The sequence below is a fragment of the Celeribacter halophilus genome (genome assembly GCF_018860305.1).
In the GTDB taxonomy this organism is placed as follows: domain Bacteria; phylum Pseudomonadota; class Alphaproteobacteria; order Rhodobacterales; family Rhodobacteraceae; genus Celeribacter; species Celeribacter halophilus_A.
The window spans coordinates 52,961-71,473 of the sequence record NZ_JAHKPE010000009.1; the positions used below are offsets into that span (position 1 = coordinate 52,961).

An 18,513-nucleotide genomic window follows, 5' to 3' on the forward strand; every position below is an offset into this window, starting at 1 on the left:
ATGCGTGTCAGCCACTCTCCTTGGGGCAAGATGCCCGGGTCGTCTCGGGCACAAGGCCCGGATTTGAGGGTCGGAAACCTGTCGGACTTTTGTCGGACAACCGTCGGACTTTTTCCCCGACCCCCAGATAGTCAGATCAGAACTGGTCTTCGAATTTCTTCGCCAGATCTTCGATGTTCTCAGGCGGCCACTCTTCGACATCCATACCGAGGTGCAGGCCCATACCGGACAGCACTTCCTTGATCTCGTTGAGCGACTTGCGACCGAAGTTCGGGGTGCGGAGCATCTCGGCTTCGGTTTTCTGGATGAGATCGCCGATATACACGATGTTGTCGTTCTTGAGGCAGTTTGCCGAACGCACGGAAAGTTCCAGCTCGTCCACTTTCTTGAGAAGCAGCGGGTTGAACTCGAGACCATCGTCTTCTTCCTGACGACCAGCCGATTCCGGCTCGTCGAAATTGACGAAGATGCCCAGTTGATCCTGAAGAATACGCGCAGCGAAGGCCACAGCATCTTCCGGAGTCACGGAACCGTCTGTTTCGATTTTCATCGTCAGCTTGTCATAATCAAGCACCTGACCTTCGCGGGTCGGCTGCACGTCATAGGACACTTTTTTGACTGGCGAATAGATCGCATCAACCGGGATCAGGCCAATTGGCGCATCTTCCGGCTTGTTCTTGTCGGCAGAAACGTAACCCTTGCCAGTGTTCACGGTGAGTTCCATGAACAGATCGGCGCCATCGTCGAGGTGGCAGATCACGTGATCCTTGTTCAGAACCTCGATGCCTGCGGATTCGGAAATATCCCCCGCAGTCACAATCATCGGCCCTTTGGCGGAGATGGAAAGGCGCTTCGGCCCTTCGACTTCCATGCGCAGGGACACGCCTTTGAGGTTCAGAATGATGTCGGTGACGTCTTCGCGGACACCAGCAACAGAAGAGAACTCGTGCAGAACGTTATCGATTTGCACAGAGGTGATGGCCGCGCCCTGAAGCGACGACATCAACACGCGCCGCAGCGCGTTACCCAAAGTCAGACCGAAGCCGCGCTCGAGCGGTTCGGCAACAATGGTTGCTTGACGTGCAGGCTCGTTGCCCGGCTTAACGTCCAGCTGTTGCGGTTTAATGAGCTCGGCCCAATTTTTGTGGATCATGCTAGTGCCTCCATTCTTGTTCTCGCGCCCATGTCCTAAAGCGAGAGAACGCCCGAGGGGTCTCTAAAACGCAAAACGGATCGCGGGCGAGAACACCCGCGACCCAATAATCTTACAGTCGATTACACGCGGCGACGCTTCGGAGGGCGGCAGCCGTTGTGGGCAATCGGGGTCACGTCACGGATGGACGTGATATTCAAGCCGACGGCAGCCAGCGCACGCAGCGCGGACTCACGGCCAGAGCCAGCGCCCTGGACTTCGACTTCGAGAGTTTTGACACCGTGGTCCTGAGCTTTTTTACCAGCATCTTCAGCAGCCATCTGGGCCGCGTAAGGTGTGGATTTCCGCGAGCCTTTGAAGCCCATGGTGCCAGCAGACGACCAGGAGATCGCATTGCCTTGCACGTCGGAGATCAGGATTTTGGTGTTGTTGAAGGTGGAGTTCACGTGAGCAACGCCTGCGGCGATGTTCTTGGAAACCTTCTTCTTTGTCGTACGACGGGTATCGCGTGCCATTGGTCGGTTCTCCCCTTACTTCTTCTTGCCAGCAATAGCCCGTGCAGGGCCTTTGCGGGTGCGAGCGTTGGTGTGGGTACGTTGACCGCGAACCGGAAGGTTACGACGGTGACGCAGGCCGCGGTAGCAACCGAGGTCCATGAGACGCTTGATGTTCATTTGAACTTCACGGCGCAGATCGCCTTCCACGGTGTAGTTGGCGTCGATGTGCTCACGGATGGCGAGAACTTCGGCGTCAGACAGCTCGTTGACGCGACGGGTCATGTCGATGCCAACAGCTTCGCAGATGGCTTTGGCGGAAGTGTTGCCAATGCCCGTGATGTAGGTGAGCGCGATGGGAACGCGCTTCGCAGTCGGGATGTTTACGCCGGCGATACGTGCCACGTTATTTTCCTTTCGTTGCGGTTCCGTAACTCCGGAACCTTTTTTCACAACGGAGGCTCGCATGGCAAAGCCGGCGAGCCGCAGCTGAATTCAGGTGATGATCGAATCAGACCATTATAATTTCGAACGGCCTGTTTGCGATTCTGGTGTCCCTAAGGGATGGTGTGCCATAGAGGCGAATCGCCGGAGGGTCAAGCCCTAGGGGACGTTGCGGGCATATCCGGTGTCGAAATGATGTGATTTTCACCCGTCACACCTCTCGAACCGTCGTTTTCAGGGACGGGCTCTTGTGCGAGAGCGCCCTGCCCCATCCCGCGATCGTATCGGATATTACCAACCGTATCCGAAAGTTTCAAAGTCCTCTCGGAACAGAAGCTCGATCAGTCTCTTCTCTTGGGGAGTAAATGGTTGTGTCGGCTTTTCGGAGCGATTGAGAACCGCCAGATTTCGATCAGGTGCGATCCCGCAATGCACCTCGACATCATTCACAATTTGCGGCCACGCATTTGCAAGAGATTCCATGTGGAAGATTTTCAGCCTCGGATCATCAAGCGCGTAGTCAAGCAAAGAGACCTGCGGTTTAAAATGGCAATCCCTCACCCAACCAGGCGTGACACACAGCTTTTCGAGAAACTCCTCAAAACCAATTCCGCGCGCAAGCCCCAAATTCCGCGACGGCCTAAAACTTTTCTTGATCTTGAAGCGGTGTTTGGGCTCAAACCAACCCAACTTATTCTTGTAAGTGGAATAAATTCTCTCGGCAGGATGGCGCACCACAGTGAAAATGTAGGCATCATCTGCGGCAACCGAAAGGCTCTCTTTCAGGCTGCGCTTGTCGATTCGCCCATCATGATGAATGTTCTCGACATCAACAGAGGCCAAACCGAAACACGGCTTGAGTGCGGTGCGAATAGATGTATTGGCGGCTTTAGGGATCGGGACATACACCGCTTTAGGCGTGTCGGATTGCCCAAGACAGAGGGCCTGCCAATCCCTCGGATCAAGCTGGCCCTCTTTCAGTTTGGTCAGCTGCCTCCTGAAATACCGGTTTTTACGCCGGTTCAGGGCGACAGCTGTGTTATCAAGAAAGAGCATTGGCGATGTCCGCTGCGACCTCGTCCATGCTTTGCAGACCATCGACCGTCTTCAGGTCGCCTTTGGCATAATAATAGCCAATCAGCGGCGAGGTCTTTTTGTAATATTCCATCAGGCGGATTTTGACGCTCTCTTCGTTGTCGTCGGCCCGCACCGGTTTGCCGGCGGCAGCAGCCTCGGCAGCGCGGTTGACGATCCGTTTGACCAGAGTGTCGTCATCGACCTCAAGCTGGATCACGGCGTCGAGCTGCACCCCGTTGCGGGAGAGAAGCTCGTTAAGCGCATCAGCCTGCGCCAGAGTGCGCGGGAAACCGTCGAAGATGAAACCGGCGGCATTGCCGTCTTTGAGTTTCTCTTCAATCAGGCCGATCACGATCTCGTCGGTGACGAGTTCGCCCGCGTCCATTACGGCGGCGACCTTTTTGCCCATGTCCGTGCCGGACGTCCGTGCCGCACGCAGCATGTCACCGGTGGAAAGCTGCACCATGCCACGCTCCTCCACGAGGCGTTGCGCTTGAGTTCCCTTGCCCGCGCCCGGCGGTCCAAGCAGAATAATATTCATCGTCTTGCTGTCCCTCTTTTGCTGCGCTTCCTCCCACGCAGCTGAGATTTCTCGATCAGCCCCTCATACTGGTGTGCCAGCAGGTGAGACTGAACTTGCTGAATGGTGTCCATCGTAACAGATACCACAATCAGCACCGAAGTCCCGCCAAAATAGAAGGGAATGGCAAACTGGCTCCGCAGAATTTCCGGCAACAGACAAACTGCGGCCAGATAGGCGGACCCGATAACGAGGAGACGTGTCACGATATAATCGAGGTGCTCCTCGGTTTTCTTCCCCGGACGGATGCCGGGAATGAAACCGTTCTGGTTCTTCAGGTTCTTGGCCACGTCTTCCGTTTTGAAGGCGACGTTGGCTGTGTAAAAATAGGCGAAAAAGACGATCATCGCCGTGAAGAACACAAAGTAAAGCGGTTGACCCGGCCCGAAATAGGCGAGGATCGTGGACATGACCGGACCGACATCGGCCTGACCGGAGAAGGTCGCGATGGTGGTCGGCAGCAACAGAAGCGACGAGGCGAAGATCGCGGGGATCACGCCCGCCGGGTTCACCTTGATCGGCAGGTGCGAGGATTGCGCATCATAGATCTTCATGCCCTGCTGGCGACGCGGATACTGGATATGCACCTTGCGCAGCGCACGCTCCATAAAGACCACAAAGGCAATCACCGCCACGATCATCACAAGGACGATCAGCGTCACCGCCGGAGAGATCGCACCGGAACGGCCCGAGGCAAAGAACTGGGCCAGAGCGCCCGGAATCTCGGCGACGATACCGACGAAGATGATCAGCGAGATGCCGTTGCCGATGCCGCGGTTGGTGATCTGCTCACCGAGCCACATCAGGAACATGGTGCCGCCCACCAGCGTGATGACCACACCGGCGCGGAAATACCAGCCCGGATCATGGGCAAGGTTGCCCGCCTCCAGAGAAGCCGCGAGACCATAGGCCTGAAACAGCGCCAGAGCGACCGTGCCGAAGCGCGTATACTGGTTGATCTTCTTACGCCCCGCTTCACCCTCTTTCTTGAGATTCTCAAGCGAAGGCACCATCGAGGTCAGAAGCTGCACGATGATGGAGGCGGAGATGTAAGGCATGATGCCGAGGGCAAAGATACCCATCCGCCCCAATGCGCCGCCGGTGAACATCGACAAGATGCCCCCGATGCCGGAAGCTGCCTGATCCATGAAGTCCTTGAGCGCATTGCCGTCAATGCCGGGCACCGGAATATAGGTGCCGAGACGGTATACGATCAAAAGACCGACGGTGAAAATGATACGCTGGCGAAGCTCTTTGGCTTTCCCGAGGGTGCCCCAGTCGAGGTTCGCTGCCATTTGTTCTGCTGCGGATGCCATATGGTCTCTCTATTCACGTCAGCGCCGCCCGTCCGGCTTTCCGGGGGGCGGCGCTTGGAAAACTCAAACCTGATGTAAGGGGCCGGGCCCCTCGTCACAAGTCTTATTCGGCTGCCGCTTCGGCCTTTGCGACCACAGTGAGCGAGCCGCCGGCTTTTTCAACAGCTTCAATCGCGGATTTCGACGCGCCGGTGACGGAGATGGCCAGTTTGGATTTGACCTCGCCTTTCGCCAGAACACGGATGCCGTCGAGCTTGCGACGCACCAGACCGGAAGCCACAAGCGTGTCTTCGGTCACGTTGGCCGCGTCGAGTTTGCCAGCTTCGATGAATTTCTCGATCAGGCCGAGGTTCACAACCGCGTATTTCTTGGCGTTCGGCTTGTTGAAGCCGCGCTTCGGAAGACGTTGGTAGAGGGGCATCTGCCCGCCTTCGTAGCCTTTGATCGCTACACCGGAACGGGATTTCTGACCTTTGATACCACGGCCACCCATTTTACCTTTACCCGAACCCGGGCCACGGCCAACGCGCATGCGTTTCTTGGTTGCGCCTTCGTTGTCGCGCAGTTCATGCAATTTCATGTCGCTTCTCCTTGCCGGATATGCCCTCCAGCGACGGAGCGGGCAAACGCGGCGTATAAATGTTGATTCTCATGGACAGACGAGTCCACCGAGGGCGTATAGACTTCACAGGCCTTTATTGCAAGCCGGCAGACGACAGATTGAGAGGCGTGGCCTCAATGCGTCCAGGGCATCCGCCGGTTGGTGGAGAAATTCTCGCCATAGCCTGCGGGGCGGATGTTGTGGCTGCGTTTGTGGGGCTCTTGCACGACATAATCGATCCCGTGCTCTTCGGCATAGGCGATGGCATGTTCCTTGCTGTCGAATTTCAGCCGCACCTGCGTCTGGGTATCTTTGGACGAGGTCCAGCCCATCAGCGGGTCGATGTCGCGGTTGGAGGCAGGGGCGAAATCGAGCAACCAGTGTTTGGTTTTGCCTTGGCCGGACTGCATCGCGTTGCGGGCGGGTTGATAGATACGAGCGCGCATCAGGAGACTCCTTTGTTCCTTGCTCCGCTTATCCCCGTTTCCGCAGGCCGTTTCAAGCCTTTCGCACCGGTTCCCGCCCAGCACCCGACAAAAAAGACCCCGCCGAAGCGGGGTTATCAGGATGGCACAGGGAGATCAGGGGGACTGTCCGACCGGATGCGAGGGGAGTGAGGGGGGACTTTGTGCACTTCCGGCCGGAACAGTTTCGTTTGCTGCTTGTAGGATCAGACTAGGCGCGAAAGCTTGTGTGATGCAAGAATTAAATACCGTTAAAGTTGTATTGCCAAATCTTCCGATCTTCTTGGGGCTGAATTCCCCGCCCCTTTCCGTCACATTCCCACATCTTGCCGCCCCTGCCCCGCGCAATCGCATTTCGATGTCGTCCAAGGCTTGAAAGGCGAACAAAAAGGGATCATTTGTTAGAGCACCTGCCCGCCGCCTGCGACAGCACAAGGAGCGCCTATGGACCCGCTGAAGATGACCGACCCGCCCAAGGAGGCGAAGAGACGCCCGAAGCTCGAAGGCGGCAAACGCTTTGTCATGCACAGCACCTTCGAACCCGCAGGGGATCAGCCGGTCGCGATCAGGGAACTGTCGGAAGCCATCGAAGCCGGAGAGCGCAATCAGGTGCTCTTGGGGGCCACCGGCACGGGCAAGACCTTCACGATGGCCAAGGTGATCGAACGGACCCAGCGTCCGGCGATCATCCTCGCGCCGAACAAAACGCTGGCCGCCCAGCTATACGGCGAGTTCAAGGGCTTCTTCCCCGAAAATGCCGTCGAATATTTCGTCTCCTACTATGACTACTACCAACCCGAAGCCTATGTCGCGCGGTCGGACACGTTTATCGAGAAAGAAAGCCAGATCAACGAACAGATCGACCGGATGCGCCACGCGGCCACGCGTTCGCTTCTGGAACGCGACGATGTGATCATCGTGGCCTCGGTGTCCTGTATCTACGGCCTCGGCTCGCCGGAACTCTACATGGCGATGACGATTGATCTGATGATGGGGCAGGAATACGACCAGCGCCAGCTCATGAGCGATCTCGTCGAGTTGCAATACCGGCGCAATGATACCGCCTTTGATCGCGGCTCGTTTCGGGTGCGCGGCGACAGTGTGGAAATCTGGCCCGCCCACATGGAGGACCGCGCGTGGAAACTGTCGTTCTTTGGCGAGGAGCTTGAGAGCATCACCGAGTTCGACCCGCTCACCGGCAAAAAGACCGACACGCTGGAACATGTGCGCGTCTACGCCAACTCGCACTATGTCACGCCGAAACCGACGATCAAACAGGCGATCAACGGCATCAAAGCGGAGTTGAAACAACAGCTCACACGGTTCACCGATGAGGGCAAACTGCTCGAAGCGCAACGGCTGGAGCAGCGCACGAACTTCGATCTTGAGATGCTGGAGGCTTCGGGCTTTTGCAACGGGATCGAAAACTATTCGCGCTATCTCACGGGCCGCGCTCCGGGCGAACCGCCACCCACGCTGTTTGAATTCATCCCCGACAATGCCATCGTCTTTGCCGACGAATCCCACGTCTCCGTGCCGCAGATCGGCGGCATGTATCGGGGTGACTTCCGACGCAAATCGACGCTGGCGGAGCATGGTTTCCGCCTGCCCTCCTGTATGGACAACCGGCCACTCAAATTCGAGGAATGGGACGCGATGCGCCCGCAATCCGTCTTTGTCTCCGCCACGCCGAAAGACTGGGAACTGGAGCAATCCGGCGGCGTCTTTGTCGAACAGATCATCCGGCCCACGGGGCTTCTGGACCCTGTGGTGGAAATCCGTCCGGTGGGCACGCAAGTAGACGACCTGCTCGACGAGGCCAAACGCATGGCCGAACTGGGCCGCCGCATCCTCGTCACCACACTGACCAAACGCATGGCCGAAGATCTGACCGAATATCTCCACGAACAGGGCGTGCGGGTGCGCTATATGCATTCTGACATCGATACGATCGAACGCATCGAGATCCTGCGCGACCTGCGCCTCGGGGCCTTTGACGTGCTGATCGGGATCAACCTCTTGCGCGAAGGGCTCGACATCCCTGAATGCGGGCTGGTCGCCATTCTGGACGCCGACAAGGAGGGTTTCCTGCGCTCGGAAACCTCGCTCATCCAGACCATCGGTCGGGCAGCTAGGAATGCGGACGGGCGGGTGATCCTCTATGCCGACAAGATCACCGGCTCCATGCAGCGCGCGATGGACGAAACCAACCGCCGCCGCGCCAAACAGATGGCCTATAACGAGGAACACGGCATCACGCCACAAACCGTCAAGAAGAACGTCGACGACATTCTGGCCGGTCTGTATCAGGGCGACGTGGACATGAACCGCGTCACCGCCACCATCGACACACCGGCGGCGGGGCAGAACCTGCAAGCCGTGCTGGAAGGCCTGAAAACCGACATGCGCGTGGCCGCCGAGAATCTGGAATTCGAAGAAGCCGCACGGCTGCGCGACGAGATCAAACGTCTGGAAACCGTGGACCTTGTCCTGCACGAAGACCCGCTGGCGCGGCAATCGGCGGTGCAAGAAGCCGTGGCCGATGCGAAGGAAAAAAGCGGCCGATCAACCGCAGGCCGCGCAGGGATGCGGGGAGGCAAAGCTGGGAGAGGGCGGAAGAGGTGAAAGATCGAGTTGCAAAACCCAACCTCGTCTAGCAAATTGTAGTCGCATTCATTTAAGGGGGAATTATGCGTTACATTTCTATGGTTTTCTTTGCTCTACTTGCAGCATGTAGCGGCACCATGACAGGGCAGGTTCGCGGCACAGGAGAACAAGTGCAATTCAATTACGAGCAAGGCCTCGATCACGACATTTATACCGCAAGAATTGGCTCCGAAAACTTCACCGGAAAAGCGATCATGGATGGCTCGGGCAGCACCTATGCCACGGCATGGGGCAATGACTTTGCGAACGTCTTCGGCTCAACAACAACCAACCGTTTCATAGCCGTTTTGCTTGGCGACCAAGGCAATTCACTAAATTGCCAAATGCGATATGCAGATTCCAGCGGCTTTACAAACGCTGGCGGCGTAGGTGTATGCAAACATTCCGACGGGCGCATCATAGACATCGTTTGGTAAGCCGGAGCCTCACACCGAGAACGGGAGCATGAACCGCTCCCTCTCCGCTTCACACATTCAACCCAGTGCCGGCAAACCTTTCAAATGCACCCGCCCGCGCGACCAATGTCCGCGCACAAGAAGGTCTTGCTGGCGCAGGATTTCGAAGTCATCCTCCCAGTCACGATAGCGATCATTCGTGATAATACGGATATTATCGAATTTTGCCATTTGAAGAATAAGCGGATCGGCAGGCGTCCCGCGCGGGGACACCAGAACCTGTTTGGCCGACAGCCCGAGTTCATTCGCCAACCGGCCCGGCCCCATATATTTATCCGACACCAGATATCCCACGTTAGCGTCGAACCAGACAACCGGCACATACCCCTTGGTGATGGCCTCCTCGACAGCCAACCGAACAGTTTTCAGCTTCGGGGTTCCATTATGCCAATACATAACGTTTGACCCATCAAGAATGACAAAAGTCGTCCGCTTCCGAAACAGGCGCTTGAGCGCGACAATAACCAGAAAGACAACAGCGACACCGGCCAGATACGGCCAGTAAGGGAGCGCGACCTGAACCCAGGGTTCTCCCATAATCTCTTCAAACACTTGGAAATATTCTCCGACGCAATATCAATATTCGCACCATAGGGGAACTGAAGCCGGTGAGACAAGTCTCTCCGCTTCAAACACTCTAATTCAGACCTTGGCTCAAAAAGAATGCCCAAATCCCTGATTTGGGCACGCCCCCACCCCTAGGGTCATGCGCGACATCGCGCGACAAATGCGCAGTCTACCCCCTCAATACACGCCCTCCACGTCATACATCACCGGCTCGAAGGATTTGCACATGCCGTTGATCTCGCGGTTGCGTTTGCGCATTTCTTCGGTGCGCAGCATGGCCTGAAAATCCTCGCGCTTTTGCCATTGCGAATAGTTGGCGATCCGTGTCTGGGCATCGTTGATATGCAGCGCCGCCGAGATAAACCCCGGCTGTTTCGAGATCACCTCCGCATAGGCCGACTGTAACGCCTCCATGAGGTCATGCGCCGAGCCGGGTGTGGTCTCGAATGTGGTCAGAACGGTCTGACATGGCTGGCCTTTTTTAATGACTGGCATGGTTTCCTCCCAAAATCCTGCTTTGCCCCCTCAATCACGCCGCCCTGAAAAACGGCGCAGACAGGGAGATGTCGCGAGCATAGCACGGATCATGCGCAACGCGAAAAGGTTGGGACGGGTCTGTTTCGAAATGCCGCGTCAATCCTTATCGTTTTACTCTGGAAATCAGAAGCGCGGCGCAGTAACCTGCCTTCATGAGTAAAGACAGCCCCTCCCCCATCCGCCCGACCGACGATGACGCAAGGCATTTGGCCCGCAGCCTGATCAAAGAGTCGCGGATCGCGGCTTTGGCTGTGCTAGACCCTGACAGCGGCGCGCCGATGGTGACGCGCATCAGCTTTGGTCTCAGCGCACAAGGGGCATGGCTGACGCTGGTCTCCGATCTTGCGGCCCATACCCGTGGCCTGCGCGAGAACACGCGGGTCGGGCTGCTCTTGGGCGAAGCGCCTGCAAAGGGCGACCCGCTGGCCTTTCCACGCCTGTCGGTGCAGGCGGAACCCTGTTTCGTGGCCCGCGACAGTGCCCTGCACCAAGCCCATCGGGACGCATGGCTCGCCCATCACCCGAAATCTGCGCTCTATGTCGATTTTCCGGACTTTTCCTTTGTGTCCCTGACGCCGGTCGGGGCCGATCTCAACGGCGGCTTTGGCAAGGCCTATCGCCTGTCTGCGGATGATCTGCACGGGCAGGACTGAAAAACCGGATAGCTTTCGCCATCCGGTTTCTCCCAGTCCATCACAATTATCGCGCACCGGTCAGATCGGGCGGTCTCAGATCGGGCGGTCCATGCGGGTCACAAGATTGACCGTGCCTTTCACCGCCTCCTCGAAGCTCAGCAAAATCTGGTTGCTCCCGGCACCATAATTCACCGTGGCATAGGGCGTTGTGAACACCGCGTTGTCGCTGGCATCCGTCAGCGCGTTGCGAAAAACCACGCTTTCCACCACACGCGCCCAGCCGCCAAAGGGCAGATAGCCTGACGGGTCGAGCACCCAAGAAGTCGAGGCCGTGTTCTGAGTGAACTCCAGCGACACAGGGTTGATCGTGTTCTGGCTCACCCCGTTGAAGGAATTGCCCTCGAAGGTGACATTGCGCGAGGAATTATACTCCAGATCGGCAAATGTCGTATCCACCCGCTCCACACGGTCGATAAAACCGTTGAGCGATTTGAACGTGTTGTTCTGCACAGCCAGCCCTTGCAGGAAATGGCCCGCCCCATAGGGCTTGATCACGATCCACGAAAACGCGCTGGCGCTGTCGTTGACCGTGAAAATATTGCCCGTGATGGTCAGCCCGCCAAAGGAATATTCCGCCGCAAAATCCGGCGTGGCATCGTGTTCGTTCGTCATCTCGATGAAGGAATTGTCGATGTAATTGCCGGTGACGACAGATTTCACATTGGGATAGGTGAAGACCAGCCCCGCCTTGCGCGGACTGTCCGTGAAATCGTCGCCCTGAAACCAGTGGTTGCCGACAAACATATGACCGTTGCCATAGACGACGCCTGTGTGCCCGAAACGCTGGAACCGGCTGTCGCGGATTTTGGCGTCATTGGCATTGACGTTGAAGGCGACGGACTGACGATCCTCGGCGCGCAGGGATTGCTCGTTGGAGACAAAGGCGCAGCGGTCGATATGCAAGTCCTGACAGCCGCCCCCGATTGAAGTCACGCCACGGTTCAAAGGGGATTTGATGTGGCAGTCGCGCAGGTGGAAATTGTTCCCGCCCGGCGCAAGCATCACCCCCGAGGCCCGACCGTTGCACAGCAGCTCCACATCGAACAGCTGGAACTGCGAAAGCTTCGAGAGGCCCGAAAAGTCGAAGACATATTTGAACCGCGTGAACGTGTAGCTCTGGGTCGCATTCGGCCCGTAGAGCGGATGGTTCAGGGTCAGCGACTGGTTGCCGACATTGACGGATTCGACATAGACCTCCCGCCCGACACCGGTGCCGGTCACGAGGCTGCCGACCTTGATATTGGCGATGTTGCTGACATTGGTCAGCGTGCGGGGATTGGCCGCGCTGTAGCTGGCCTGAGAGATGACCTCCTCCGTGTCCCAGTCGGGAGAGCTTTGCACGTTGATCTGACCGTTGCGGATCACGCGGCGCACTTCGAGCGTGTCAGCCCCCGAAATCTCGGCAATATCCAGCGGTGCGTATAGTTCAATCCGGCGGCCGCGCATGTCGAGACTGTCGTGATCCGTATAGTAGAACATCGCCTGAATGGCGCGTTTGAAGCCTTCGACCTCGTCCCCGAAGGCATCGATATAGGCGTTCAGATGGAAGTCATGGCGCAGGACAAGACGCGCCTCCTGCGGCATCAATACCGTGCCGTCGAATACCACTTCTTCTGTGAAGGACACCGTGCCGCTGAGGTAATACTCCCCTTCGGGCACAAGAATTTTACGCCCAGCGGCAGCGGCATTGGCGGCGTTGAATGCGGCCTGACAATCGGTCGTGCCATCGCCCACAGCGCCGTAGTCGCGCACGTCGATCATGCCGGAACTGTCGCTCAGGAACCACGCAGAGACATCTTCGATCTCGATATCGTCGATCCGCACCGTGCCCCCGTTCGCGCCGGTCAGATCAAGCCCGAAATGCCCGTAGACCGCATCCAGCCCCCACGGCATGTCCACACCGCTGCGCGCGCCGGAGCCGACAATGGCCGAGACCTCGACCACCTCGCCATATTGCGTCAACGCCACCTCACTGCCCGTTTCGGTCACGCCGGAGACATGCGACAGGGCGGCATCCCCCGCCCAGCCCGCAATCCGCACGGAGGGAAGATTGCCGGACACCGCTTTGATCCGCGCCTTGATCCGCAAATACATGCCCGCTCGCAACGAGGTCTCCCCCATGTAGCGCAGCTTTGTCACCGTCTCGGTCTTGACTAGTTCCAGACAGTCCCCGAAATCGGCATCCGCCGTGACCAGCGCGGCATTCGCAGCCCCGTCATAGGGGGCCGACCCCGGAGTTCCGTCCTCGCTGGACCACAGATCCAACCCGCTCGCAAACGCCGGCGGCATCAGCGCCAGCCCTTCAGTAATGGCCTTGTTCATCCGAACCCCTTTCAATCCATCAATTCCACACGCACCGATCTGCCGGACGGTTCTGACCCGAAGCACAACACCTCCGGCCAACCCCGGTCGGGATCACACGTCATCACCCCTCGAGGCGCAAAGCCCCGAGACGGCAAAAGGTCTACATGAACAGGATCACCCCCCACTTAACCCGCCGCACGCCCGAACCGGTCACGGCGCAACGGGAGGGGGAGCGGCAATGAGGGAAGGAGACATAGAAAAAGGCCGCCCCGCGAGGGGCAGCCTTTCAATTGTCAGAGCCGCACGGTCAGAGGTTACGACAACTCGCCGTTCAGCCCTTTGTCGAGCAGAGCGATGGTCTCGTTCACGCCGTAGAGTGCTGCGAAGGAGCCGAAGCGCGGGCCTTGGCTTTGGCCCAGAAGCACTTCGTAGAGTGCCTTGAACCAGTCGCGCAGGTTTTCGAAGCCGTGGTTCTTGCCAACCGCGAAGACGATGCTTTGCAGGAAGTCGCCGTCGGTGAAATCCGCCTCCGGCAGAGGCTCGTCATTGCCCATAGCCGCGTTTTTCTTGGCGATCATGTCCAGCGCCACATCGGCAGACCCAAAGGCCGCTTTGAGGTCTTCCATCGCGGCACGCTCGGCGTCACTCGGTGCGCGGAAGGTTTTCTCGGGCTTCACAAAGTCGTTGTAGTAGCGCAGCGCATATCCGACGGCGGCATCCGTTTGCGGGTGGCTCTCGGGCGTGGCCTCCGGCGCATAGCGTTGCAGGAACTTCCACAGATGCGCTTTTTCTTCGGCTCCGGCCACGGAGGCGAGGTTGAGCAGCATGGTGAAAGGCACCACCATGTCGGAGGCGGGCACATCCTTGCCGTGGATGTGGAACACCGGATTTGCCACCTGCTTGGCCGCATCCTGTGTCGGATAAGCGCGCAATTGCTGGTGATATTCATCCATCGCCCGCGGGATCACATCGAAATGCATCCGTTTCGCCGTTTTCGGCTTCTGATACATGAAATAGGACAGGCTCTCCGTCGAGGCATAGGTCAGCCATTCGTCGATCGACAGCCCGTTGCCGGAGGATTTGGAGATTTTCTGACCGTTGGCGTCAAGGAACAGCTCGTAGGAGAAATGCTCCGGCTTTTTGCCGCCGAGGATTTCGCAAATCCGGTCATAGATCGGCGTGTTGGTCGAGTGGTCCTTGCCATACATCTCGAAATCGACGCCAAGCGCCGCCCAGCGTGCGCCGAAGTCGGGTTTCCATTGCAGTTTCACATGACCACCGGTGACAGGCAGGGTCCATTCGCGGCCGTCTTCGTCGTCAAAGGTGATGGTGTAATCGTCCTTGTTCACCTCTTTCATCGGCACATAGAGCACGCGGCCGGTTTCGGGGTGGATCGGCAGGAAGATCGAATAGGTCGCCGCGCGTTCCTCACGCAGCGATTTGAGCATGACTTTCATCACCTCGTCATATTTGTCCACAGCGCGTTTGAGCACCTCGTCGAACTGGCCGGATTTGTAGAACTCGGTCGCCGAATAGAATTCGTACTCAAAGCCGAACGTGTCGAGGAACCGCCGCAGCATGGCGTTGTTATGGTGGCCGAAGCTCTCGTACTCGCCAAACGGGTCCGGCACGGAGGTCAGCGGCTTTTGCGCATTCTCCTTGAGCATCTCCTGATTGGGCACGTTGGTCGGCACCTTGCGCATCCCGTCCATATCGTCGGAGAAACAGATGAGCCGTGTCGGCACATCCGAGATCACCTCGAAAGCGCGCCGGATCATCGTGGTGCGCAACACCTCGCCAAATGTCCCGATATGCGGCAGCCCCGATGGGCCATAGCCCGTCTCGAACAGCACGTAATCCTTCGCCGCGCCCTTCTTCTTGGATGCCTCATAACGTTTGAGTACCTTCCTCGCCTCGTCAAAAGGCCAGGCTTTAGAGCTCATACCGGCTTCACGCAGGTCCGTCATGGTTCGCAATCCTTTTCTCACGCGGGTCGCTCCCGCAAGGCGCAACTCCTATTGAACCCCCCCGCTTCCGTCAATATTGTTTGACCGCACACGCCCCATGAGGAGCCAATAAAATGAACGATATTCCACATTCCCTGAATCCGCAGGACTGTCTCGTTGCCGTCATGATCGCACAATCCATGTCCGACGAGAACATTCGCACCGCCGAACTGGTCACGATCGAGAATATCGTCAACCATTTGCCGATCTTCGGAGAATACGACCCCGACCGGATCAAACTGGTCTCCTCGACCGTTTTCGATCTGTTTTCCGAAGAGGACGGGCTGGACGCATTGTTTGGCCTGATCCGCGACAACCTGCCCGATTACCTGAACGAAACCGCCTATGCGCTGGCCTGTGATGTGGCGGCGGCTGACGGGCATACTTACGAGGCAGAGCTGCGCCTGCTCGAAGAGATTCGCTACGAACTCAACATCGACCGGCTCCATGCCGCAGCCATCGAGCGCGGCGCACGGGCACGCTATATGCTGCTCCATCAGACGGAAAACGGAGCTTAAAGCGTTTTTCGTTTCATCTGAATCAGATTGAGCGAAAAACGTTTCCACACTGCATTGATGTTGCGGCGTTTCTCAAAAATTGAGTGCCTCAAGTCTTTTTTGAGAAACGCTTTAACCGTAGACACCGGCCCAGCGTTCAATCAGCGCCTGTTGCAGCTTCTTTGCCCGTGTGTTGAAGGTCCGTGCCCCTTGCGGACGTTCGGCCACACCCGCCGCCTTCGCCGCACGCCGTTTCGGCAGGTCTGCAGCAAAGGTGGCAAAAGCCATACGCTGCCCGCCCGGTGCATCGACATAGCCCGCCAGACCGGACACGAAATCCAATGTGCCGGTCTTGGCATGAACGCTAACCGGATGGTTTTTAACCACATTTCCCTGCCCGTCGCGCAGGAGAACCGGCTTCATCAGCGGCGCAAGCGTGGCCTCCACGCCTGCGGCCCCGAGCATATGCACCATGTCCACCGCTGTAACTTCGGACGCGCCGCCGAGCCCCGAGTGATCCACCAGCGCAATATGGCGCATCCCGAACCTCTGCCGCGCCCAATCGCTCATCGATGCAGCCGATGCCGCAAGCGAGCCTGCCGCCACGCCCCGCGCACGGCTGGCCGTCAACCCCAGCACCTCTGCTGTCAGGTTGGTCGAATATTTCAACATATCGCGCACGATCACGCTCAAAGGGGCGCTCTCGATCCGAGCAACTTCTTCCCCCGCGCCGGATTTACGCTGTCCCTGCGGCAGGCGTAGCCCTTGCGCACGCGCCACCGCCTGAAACACTTCCGCCGCATAGAGGCCGGGCAGACGCACTGGCAGCCACCGCGCCCCGCCATTGCCCAAAGCACTTTGCGCAACGGTCCATTCATCGCGCCCCTGCCCTGCGACATGGTCGAAAACCGGCAGGTTGCGCGCCGCCACCTTCACCCGTGCGACCTGCACATCCGGCGCGAAGCGCTCTGCGCGGGCGTCCATCTTGAGGCTGTAGCCCTCGCCCTGCCGCTTCCATTCGAAATGCACGCGGTTGTAATTGAGGTTCAGGCCGGACACCGTCGGATTATAGCCCGCATATTCGGTCTGCTCCGTGTCGATCTGTGCGATTCGCGGCAAGGCCGTATCATCGATCAGCAAGCGCCCGCTGACCCTCGTGATGCCCTGCGCCACCAGCTTGCCCGCCAGCGTCGCCAGACCATCCGTGTCCAGCGTCGGATCGCCCCCGCCGACAAGGATCAGATCGCCCTGCACCACACCATTCACCACCGGCCCGCTGCGCAGAACGCGGGTTGTGAAACGATATTCTGCTCCGAGATGCTCCAGCGCATAGAGGCTGGTCACGGTCTTGGCCACAGAAGCCGGCGGCAGGCGCAAGAGCGGCGCGTGGGTCTCGTAGATCTCCCCTGTCGCACTATCGGCCACGGCAAAACTCACCTGACCCGACAGTTTGGACGCCTTGATCAGCGCCTCGGCGGAGGGGATGGACTTCCGATAGAGATCGGCCGGACGCGGTTTCGGCAGGGGCGAGGCCACAAGCCCCTCGGCCAGAGCAGATTGCGCCAGCCCGACCTGCGCCGCGCCGCCCAACAGCAACCCCAGCATCCCGCGCCGGTTGATCTGAGAAACCCTGTGTTTTGTCATGCTGCGAGTTAATCCTGCGCGGGACGATTGAGCAAGGCGGGAAAACCGCTCTTTTGCTCCCCCTCCCGCATTTTCCGCTGTGCGCGCTCGCGGCGCTTCAGGTCAGTCCCGCGTCCAGCCGCCCTGCGCACGGATTTCCGTCGACGAGGCATCAGACATCGGCACATTGATGAAACACCAGCACGGCGTCTCGCTCCGCCCCAAAAGCCGCGAGGCGCGTGACGGGAGTTTTGCATGGGCAAAGCTCTGCGCCGCCATGGAATTGCGCGCCGCGCCGCGTGTTCCGGGACGTGCAATCACCCCCACAGGCGTGGTCTGCATAATGCTGCGCCAGTCCTGCCACAGATGGAACTGCGCCAGATTGTCCGCGCCCATGAGCCAGACGAAGTGCACATCGGGATAGAGTTTGCGGATCGCCTGCAGGGTCGCGGCCGTGTAGCGCGTGCCCATACGGGCCTCAATATCCGTCACATCGACCCGCGGGTGGTCCATGAGCTGACGCGCCCGCGCCATCCTCTTTCCCATCTCAGCAGGCCCCTGCGCCTTCAACGGGTTTCCGGGGCTGACCAGCCACCAGACCCGATCCAGATTGAACCGTTTGAGCGCCATCTTGGTGATATGCACATGCCCTTCATGCGCAGGATCGAACGATCCCCCGAGCAGACCAATGACCTGGCCCGAACGTGCATATGGCAATTCACAACGCATGGCGCACTGCATGGCCGTATGGGCGGACGCTGTCAATGTTTGAGAGGTGCGGAATGTGGCGGGACGGGGGATTTAGAGAGAGAAGGGGGGCGAGGCCACGTCCCTATTTCTTCCCTGTTGCTTCCAGCGCGCATGGCTTAGAAACGCCAAAAGCGCCCGTTGGGGCGCTATGTCGTTGTATTATATGTTGGATTTTGGTTGCGGGAGTAGGATTTGAACCTACGACCTTCAGGTTATGAGCCTGACGAGCTACCGGGCTGCTCCATCCCGCGACGGTATTAGTTGTCTATTTGGATATACATGT

General features: G+C 58.4%; 18 protein-coding genes and 1 tRNA gene. 4 read left to right on the top strand and 15 right to left on the bottom strand.

What is annotated here, in order from left to right:
- Positions 1-136: 136 nt before the first annotated feature.
- The 8 genes from KO492_RS01050 to KO492_RS01085 form a co-directional block, all read right to left on the bottom strand.
- On the bottom strand, positions 137-1,153 hold the full coding sequence (locus tag KO492_RS01050) for a DNA-directed RNA polymerase subunit alpha (RefSeq protein WP_066598958.1): 1,017 nt from the start codon (positions 1,151-1,153) through the stop codon (positions 137-139).
- 122 nt (positions 1,154-1,275) lie between these two features.
- Complete coding sequence (rpsK, locus tag KO492_RS01055) at positions 1,276-1,668, bottom strand: 30S ribosomal protein S11 (RefSeq protein ID WP_216043274.1); 393 nt, start codon at positions 1,666-1,668, stop codon at positions 1,276-1,278.
- A 15-nt stretch (positions 1,669-1,683) separates the two neighbouring features.
- Entirely contained in the window at positions 1,684-2,052 is a 369-nt protein-coding gene (gene rpsM, locus KO492_RS01060; RefSeq protein ID WP_066598954.1) for a 30S ribosomal protein S13, read from the bottom strand.
- 330 nt (positions 2,053-2,382) lie between these two features.
- A complete protein-coding gene (locus tag KO492_RS01065) occupies positions 2,383-3,147 on the bottom strand; it encodes a sulfotransferase family 2 domain-containing protein (RefSeq protein ID WP_216043275.1) in 765 nt (254 codons plus the stop codon).
- A complete protein-coding gene (locus tag KO492_RS01070) occupies positions 3,134-3,709 on the bottom strand; it encodes an adenylate kinase (protein WP_216043276.1) in 576 nt (191 codons plus the stop codon). The genes KO492_RS01065 and KO492_RS01070 overlap by 14 nt, the downstream gene beginning before the upstream one ends.
- Positions 3,706-5,064 carry a preprotein translocase subunit SecY gene (gene secY / locus KO492_RS01075; RefSeq protein ID WP_216043277.1) on the bottom strand — a complete coding sequence of 453 codons (1,359 nt, stop codon included), beginning with the start codon at positions 5,062-5,064 and terminating at the stop codon, positions 3,706-3,708. The genes KO492_RS01070 and secY overlap by 4 nt, the downstream gene beginning before the upstream one ends.
- 103 nt (positions 5,065-5,167) lie before the next feature.
- The gene (rplO, locus tag KO492_RS01080) at positions 5,168-5,644 is read right to left on the bottom strand and encodes a 50S ribosomal protein L15 (protein ID WP_216043278.1); all 477 of its coding nucleotides are present in this window, start codon (positions 5,642-5,644) and stop codon (positions 5,168-5,170) included.
- A 155-nt stretch (positions 5,645-5,799) separates the two neighbouring features.
- A complete protein-coding gene (locus tag KO492_RS01085; protein ID WP_066602193.1) occupies positions 5,800-6,111 on the bottom strand; it encodes an ETC complex I subunit in 312 nt (103 codons plus the stop codon).
- Positions 6,112-6,573: 462 nt separating this feature from the next.
- Here KO492_RS01085 and uvrB point away from each other — a divergent pair, with 462 nt between their 5' ends.
- Positions 6,574-8,754, top strand: coding sequence for an excinuclease ABC subunit UvrB (uvrB, locus tag KO492_RS01090; protein WP_216043279.1), 2,181 nt, complete (start codon positions 6,574-6,576; stop codon positions 8,752-8,754).
- Between the two features lie 65 nt (positions 8,755-8,819).
- Positions 8,820-9,212, top strand: a complete 393-nt coding sequence (locus tag KO492_RS01095; protein WP_216043280.1) for a hypothetical protein — start codon at positions 8,820-8,822, stop codon at positions 9,210-9,212.
- Between the two features lie 57 nt (positions 9,213-9,269).
- On the opposite strand, the gene KO492_RS01100 is transcribed toward KO492_RS01095, so the two are convergent.
- The gene (locus KO492_RS01100) at positions 9,270-9,788 is read right to left on the bottom strand and encodes an NYN domain-containing protein (protein ID WP_216043281.1); all 519 of its coding nucleotides are present in this window, start codon (positions 9,786-9,788) and stop codon (positions 9,270-9,272) included.
- A gap of 207 nt (positions 9,789-9,995) precedes the next feature.
- A complete protein-coding gene (locus KO492_RS01105; RefSeq protein ID WP_216043282.1) occupies positions 9,996-10,313 on the bottom strand; it encodes an antibiotic biosynthesis monooxygenase family protein in 318 nt (105 codons plus the stop codon).
- 194 nt (positions 10,314-10,507) lie between these two features.
- Here KO492_RS01105 and KO492_RS01110 point away from each other — a divergent pair, with 194 nt between their 5' ends.
- On the top strand, positions 10,508-11,008 hold the full coding sequence (locus tag KO492_RS01110; RefSeq protein ID WP_216043283.1) for a HugZ family protein: 501 nt from the start codon (positions 10,508-10,510) through the stop codon (positions 11,006-11,008).
- A 75-nt stretch (positions 11,009-11,083) separates the two neighbouring features.
- Here the strand turns inward: KO492_RS01110 and KO492_RS01115 are convergent, their stop codons facing one another.
- Complete coding sequence (locus KO492_RS01115; RefSeq protein WP_216043284.1) at positions 11,084-13,372, bottom strand: glycosyl hydrolase family 28-related protein; 2,289 nt, start codon at positions 13,370-13,372, stop codon at positions 11,084-11,086.
- Positions 13,373-13,668: 296 nt separating this feature from the next.
- The gene (locus tag KO492_RS01120) at positions 13,669-15,321 is read right to left on the bottom strand and encodes a lysine--tRNA ligase (RefSeq protein WP_216043285.1); all 1,653 of its coding nucleotides are present in this window, start codon (positions 15,319-15,321) and stop codon (positions 13,669-13,671) included.
- A gap of 113 nt (positions 15,322-15,434) precedes the next feature.
- On the opposite strand from KO492_RS01120, the gene KO492_RS01125 reads away from it, so the two are divergent.
- A complete protein-coding gene (locus tag KO492_RS01125; RefSeq protein ID WP_216043286.1) occupies positions 15,435-15,878 on the top strand; it encodes a tellurite resistance TerB family protein in 444 nt (147 codons plus the stop codon).
- A gap of 111 nt (positions 15,879-15,989) precedes the next feature.
- On the opposite strand, the gene dacB is transcribed toward KO492_RS01125, so the two are convergent.
- From dacB to KO492_RS01140, 3 genes are all read right to left on the bottom strand, one after another.
- Positions 15,990-17,501 carry a D-alanyl-D-alanine carboxypeptidase/D-alanyl-D-alanine endopeptidase gene (dacB, locus tag KO492_RS01130; RefSeq protein ID WP_216043287.1) on the bottom strand — a complete coding sequence of 504 codons (1,512 nt, stop codon included), beginning with the start codon at positions 17,499-17,501 and terminating at the stop codon, positions 15,990-15,992.
- Between the two features lie 102 nt (positions 17,502-17,603).
- The gene (locus tag KO492_RS01135; protein WP_216043288.1) at positions 17,604-18,209 is read right to left on the bottom strand and encodes a nicotinate-nucleotide adenylyltransferase; all 606 of its coding nucleotides are present in this window, start codon (positions 18,207-18,209) and stop codon (positions 17,604-17,606) included.
- Positions 18,210-18,404: 195 nt separating this feature from the next.
- Positions 18,405-18,481: transfer RNA gene (locus tag KO492_RS01140), tRNA-Met, on the bottom strand.
- Positions 18,482-18,513 lie beyond the last annotated feature (32 nt).

Excerpts from the sequence above, each read along its gene's own strand:
- KO492_RS01050 (WP_066598958.1), bottom strand. The coding sequence starts at position 1,153 with ATGATCCACAAAAATTGGGCCGAGCTCATTAAACCGCAACAGCTGGAC.
- rpsK (WP_216043274.1), bottom strand. The coding sequence starts at position 1,668 with ATGGCACGCGATACCCGTCGTACGACAAAGAAGAAGGTTTCCAAGAAC.
- KO492_RS01065 (WP_216043275.1), bottom strand. The coding sequence starts at position 3,147 with ATGCTCTTTCTTGATAACACAGCTGTCGCCCTGAACCGGCGTAAAAAC.
- KO492_RS01070 (WP_216043276.1), bottom strand. The coding sequence starts at position 3,709 with ATGAATATTATTCTGCTTGGACCGCCGGGCGCGGGCAAGGGAACTCAA.
- secY (WP_216043277.1), bottom strand. The coding sequence starts at position 5,064 with ATGGCATCCGCAGCAGAACAAATGGCAGCGAACCTCGACTGGGGCACC.
- rplO (WP_216043278.1), bottom strand. The coding sequence starts at position 5,644 with ATGAAATTGCATGAACTGCGCGACAACGAAGGCGCAACCAAGAAACGC.
- KO492_RS01085 (WP_066602193.1), bottom strand. The coding sequence starts at position 6,111 with ATGCGCGCTCGTATCTATCAACCCGCCCGCAACGCGATGCAGTCCGGC.
- uvrB (WP_216043279.1), top strand. The coding sequence starts at position 6,574 with ATGGACCCGCTGAAGATGACCGACCCGCCCAAGGAGGCGAAGAGACGC.
- KO492_RS01095 (WP_216043280.1), top strand. The coding sequence starts at position 8,820 with ATGCGTTACATTTCTATGGTTTTCTTTGCTCTACTTGCAGCATGTAGC.
- KO492_RS01100 (WP_216043281.1), bottom strand. The coding sequence starts at position 9,788 with ATGGGAGAACCCTGGGTTCAGGTCGCGCTCCCTTACTGGCCGTATCTG.
- KO492_RS01105 (WP_216043282.1), bottom strand. The coding sequence starts at position 10,313 with ATGCCAGTCATTAAAAAAGGCCAGCCATGTCAGACCGTTCTGACCACA.
- KO492_RS01110 (WP_216043283.1), top strand. The coding sequence starts at position 10,508 with ATGAGTAAAGACAGCCCCTCCCCCATCCGCCCGACCGACGATGACGCA.
- KO492_RS01115 (WP_216043284.1), bottom strand. The coding sequence starts at position 13,372 with ATGAACAAGGCCATTACTGAAGGGCTGGCGCTGATGCCGCCGGCGTTT.
- KO492_RS01120 (WP_216043285.1), bottom strand. The coding sequence starts at position 15,321 with ATGACGGACCTGCGTGAAGCCGGTATGAGCTCTAAAGCCTGGCCTTTT.
- KO492_RS01125 (WP_216043286.1), top strand. The coding sequence starts at position 15,435 with ATGAACGATATTCCACATTCCCTGAATCCGCAGGACTGTCTCGTTGCC.
- dacB (WP_216043287.1), bottom strand. The coding sequence starts at position 17,501 with ATGACAAAACACAGGGTTTCTCAGATCAACCGGCGCGGGATGCTGGGG.
- KO492_RS01135 (WP_216043288.1), bottom strand. The coding sequence starts at position 18,209 with ATGCGTTGTGAATTGCCATATGCACGTTCGGGCCAGGTCATTGGTCTG.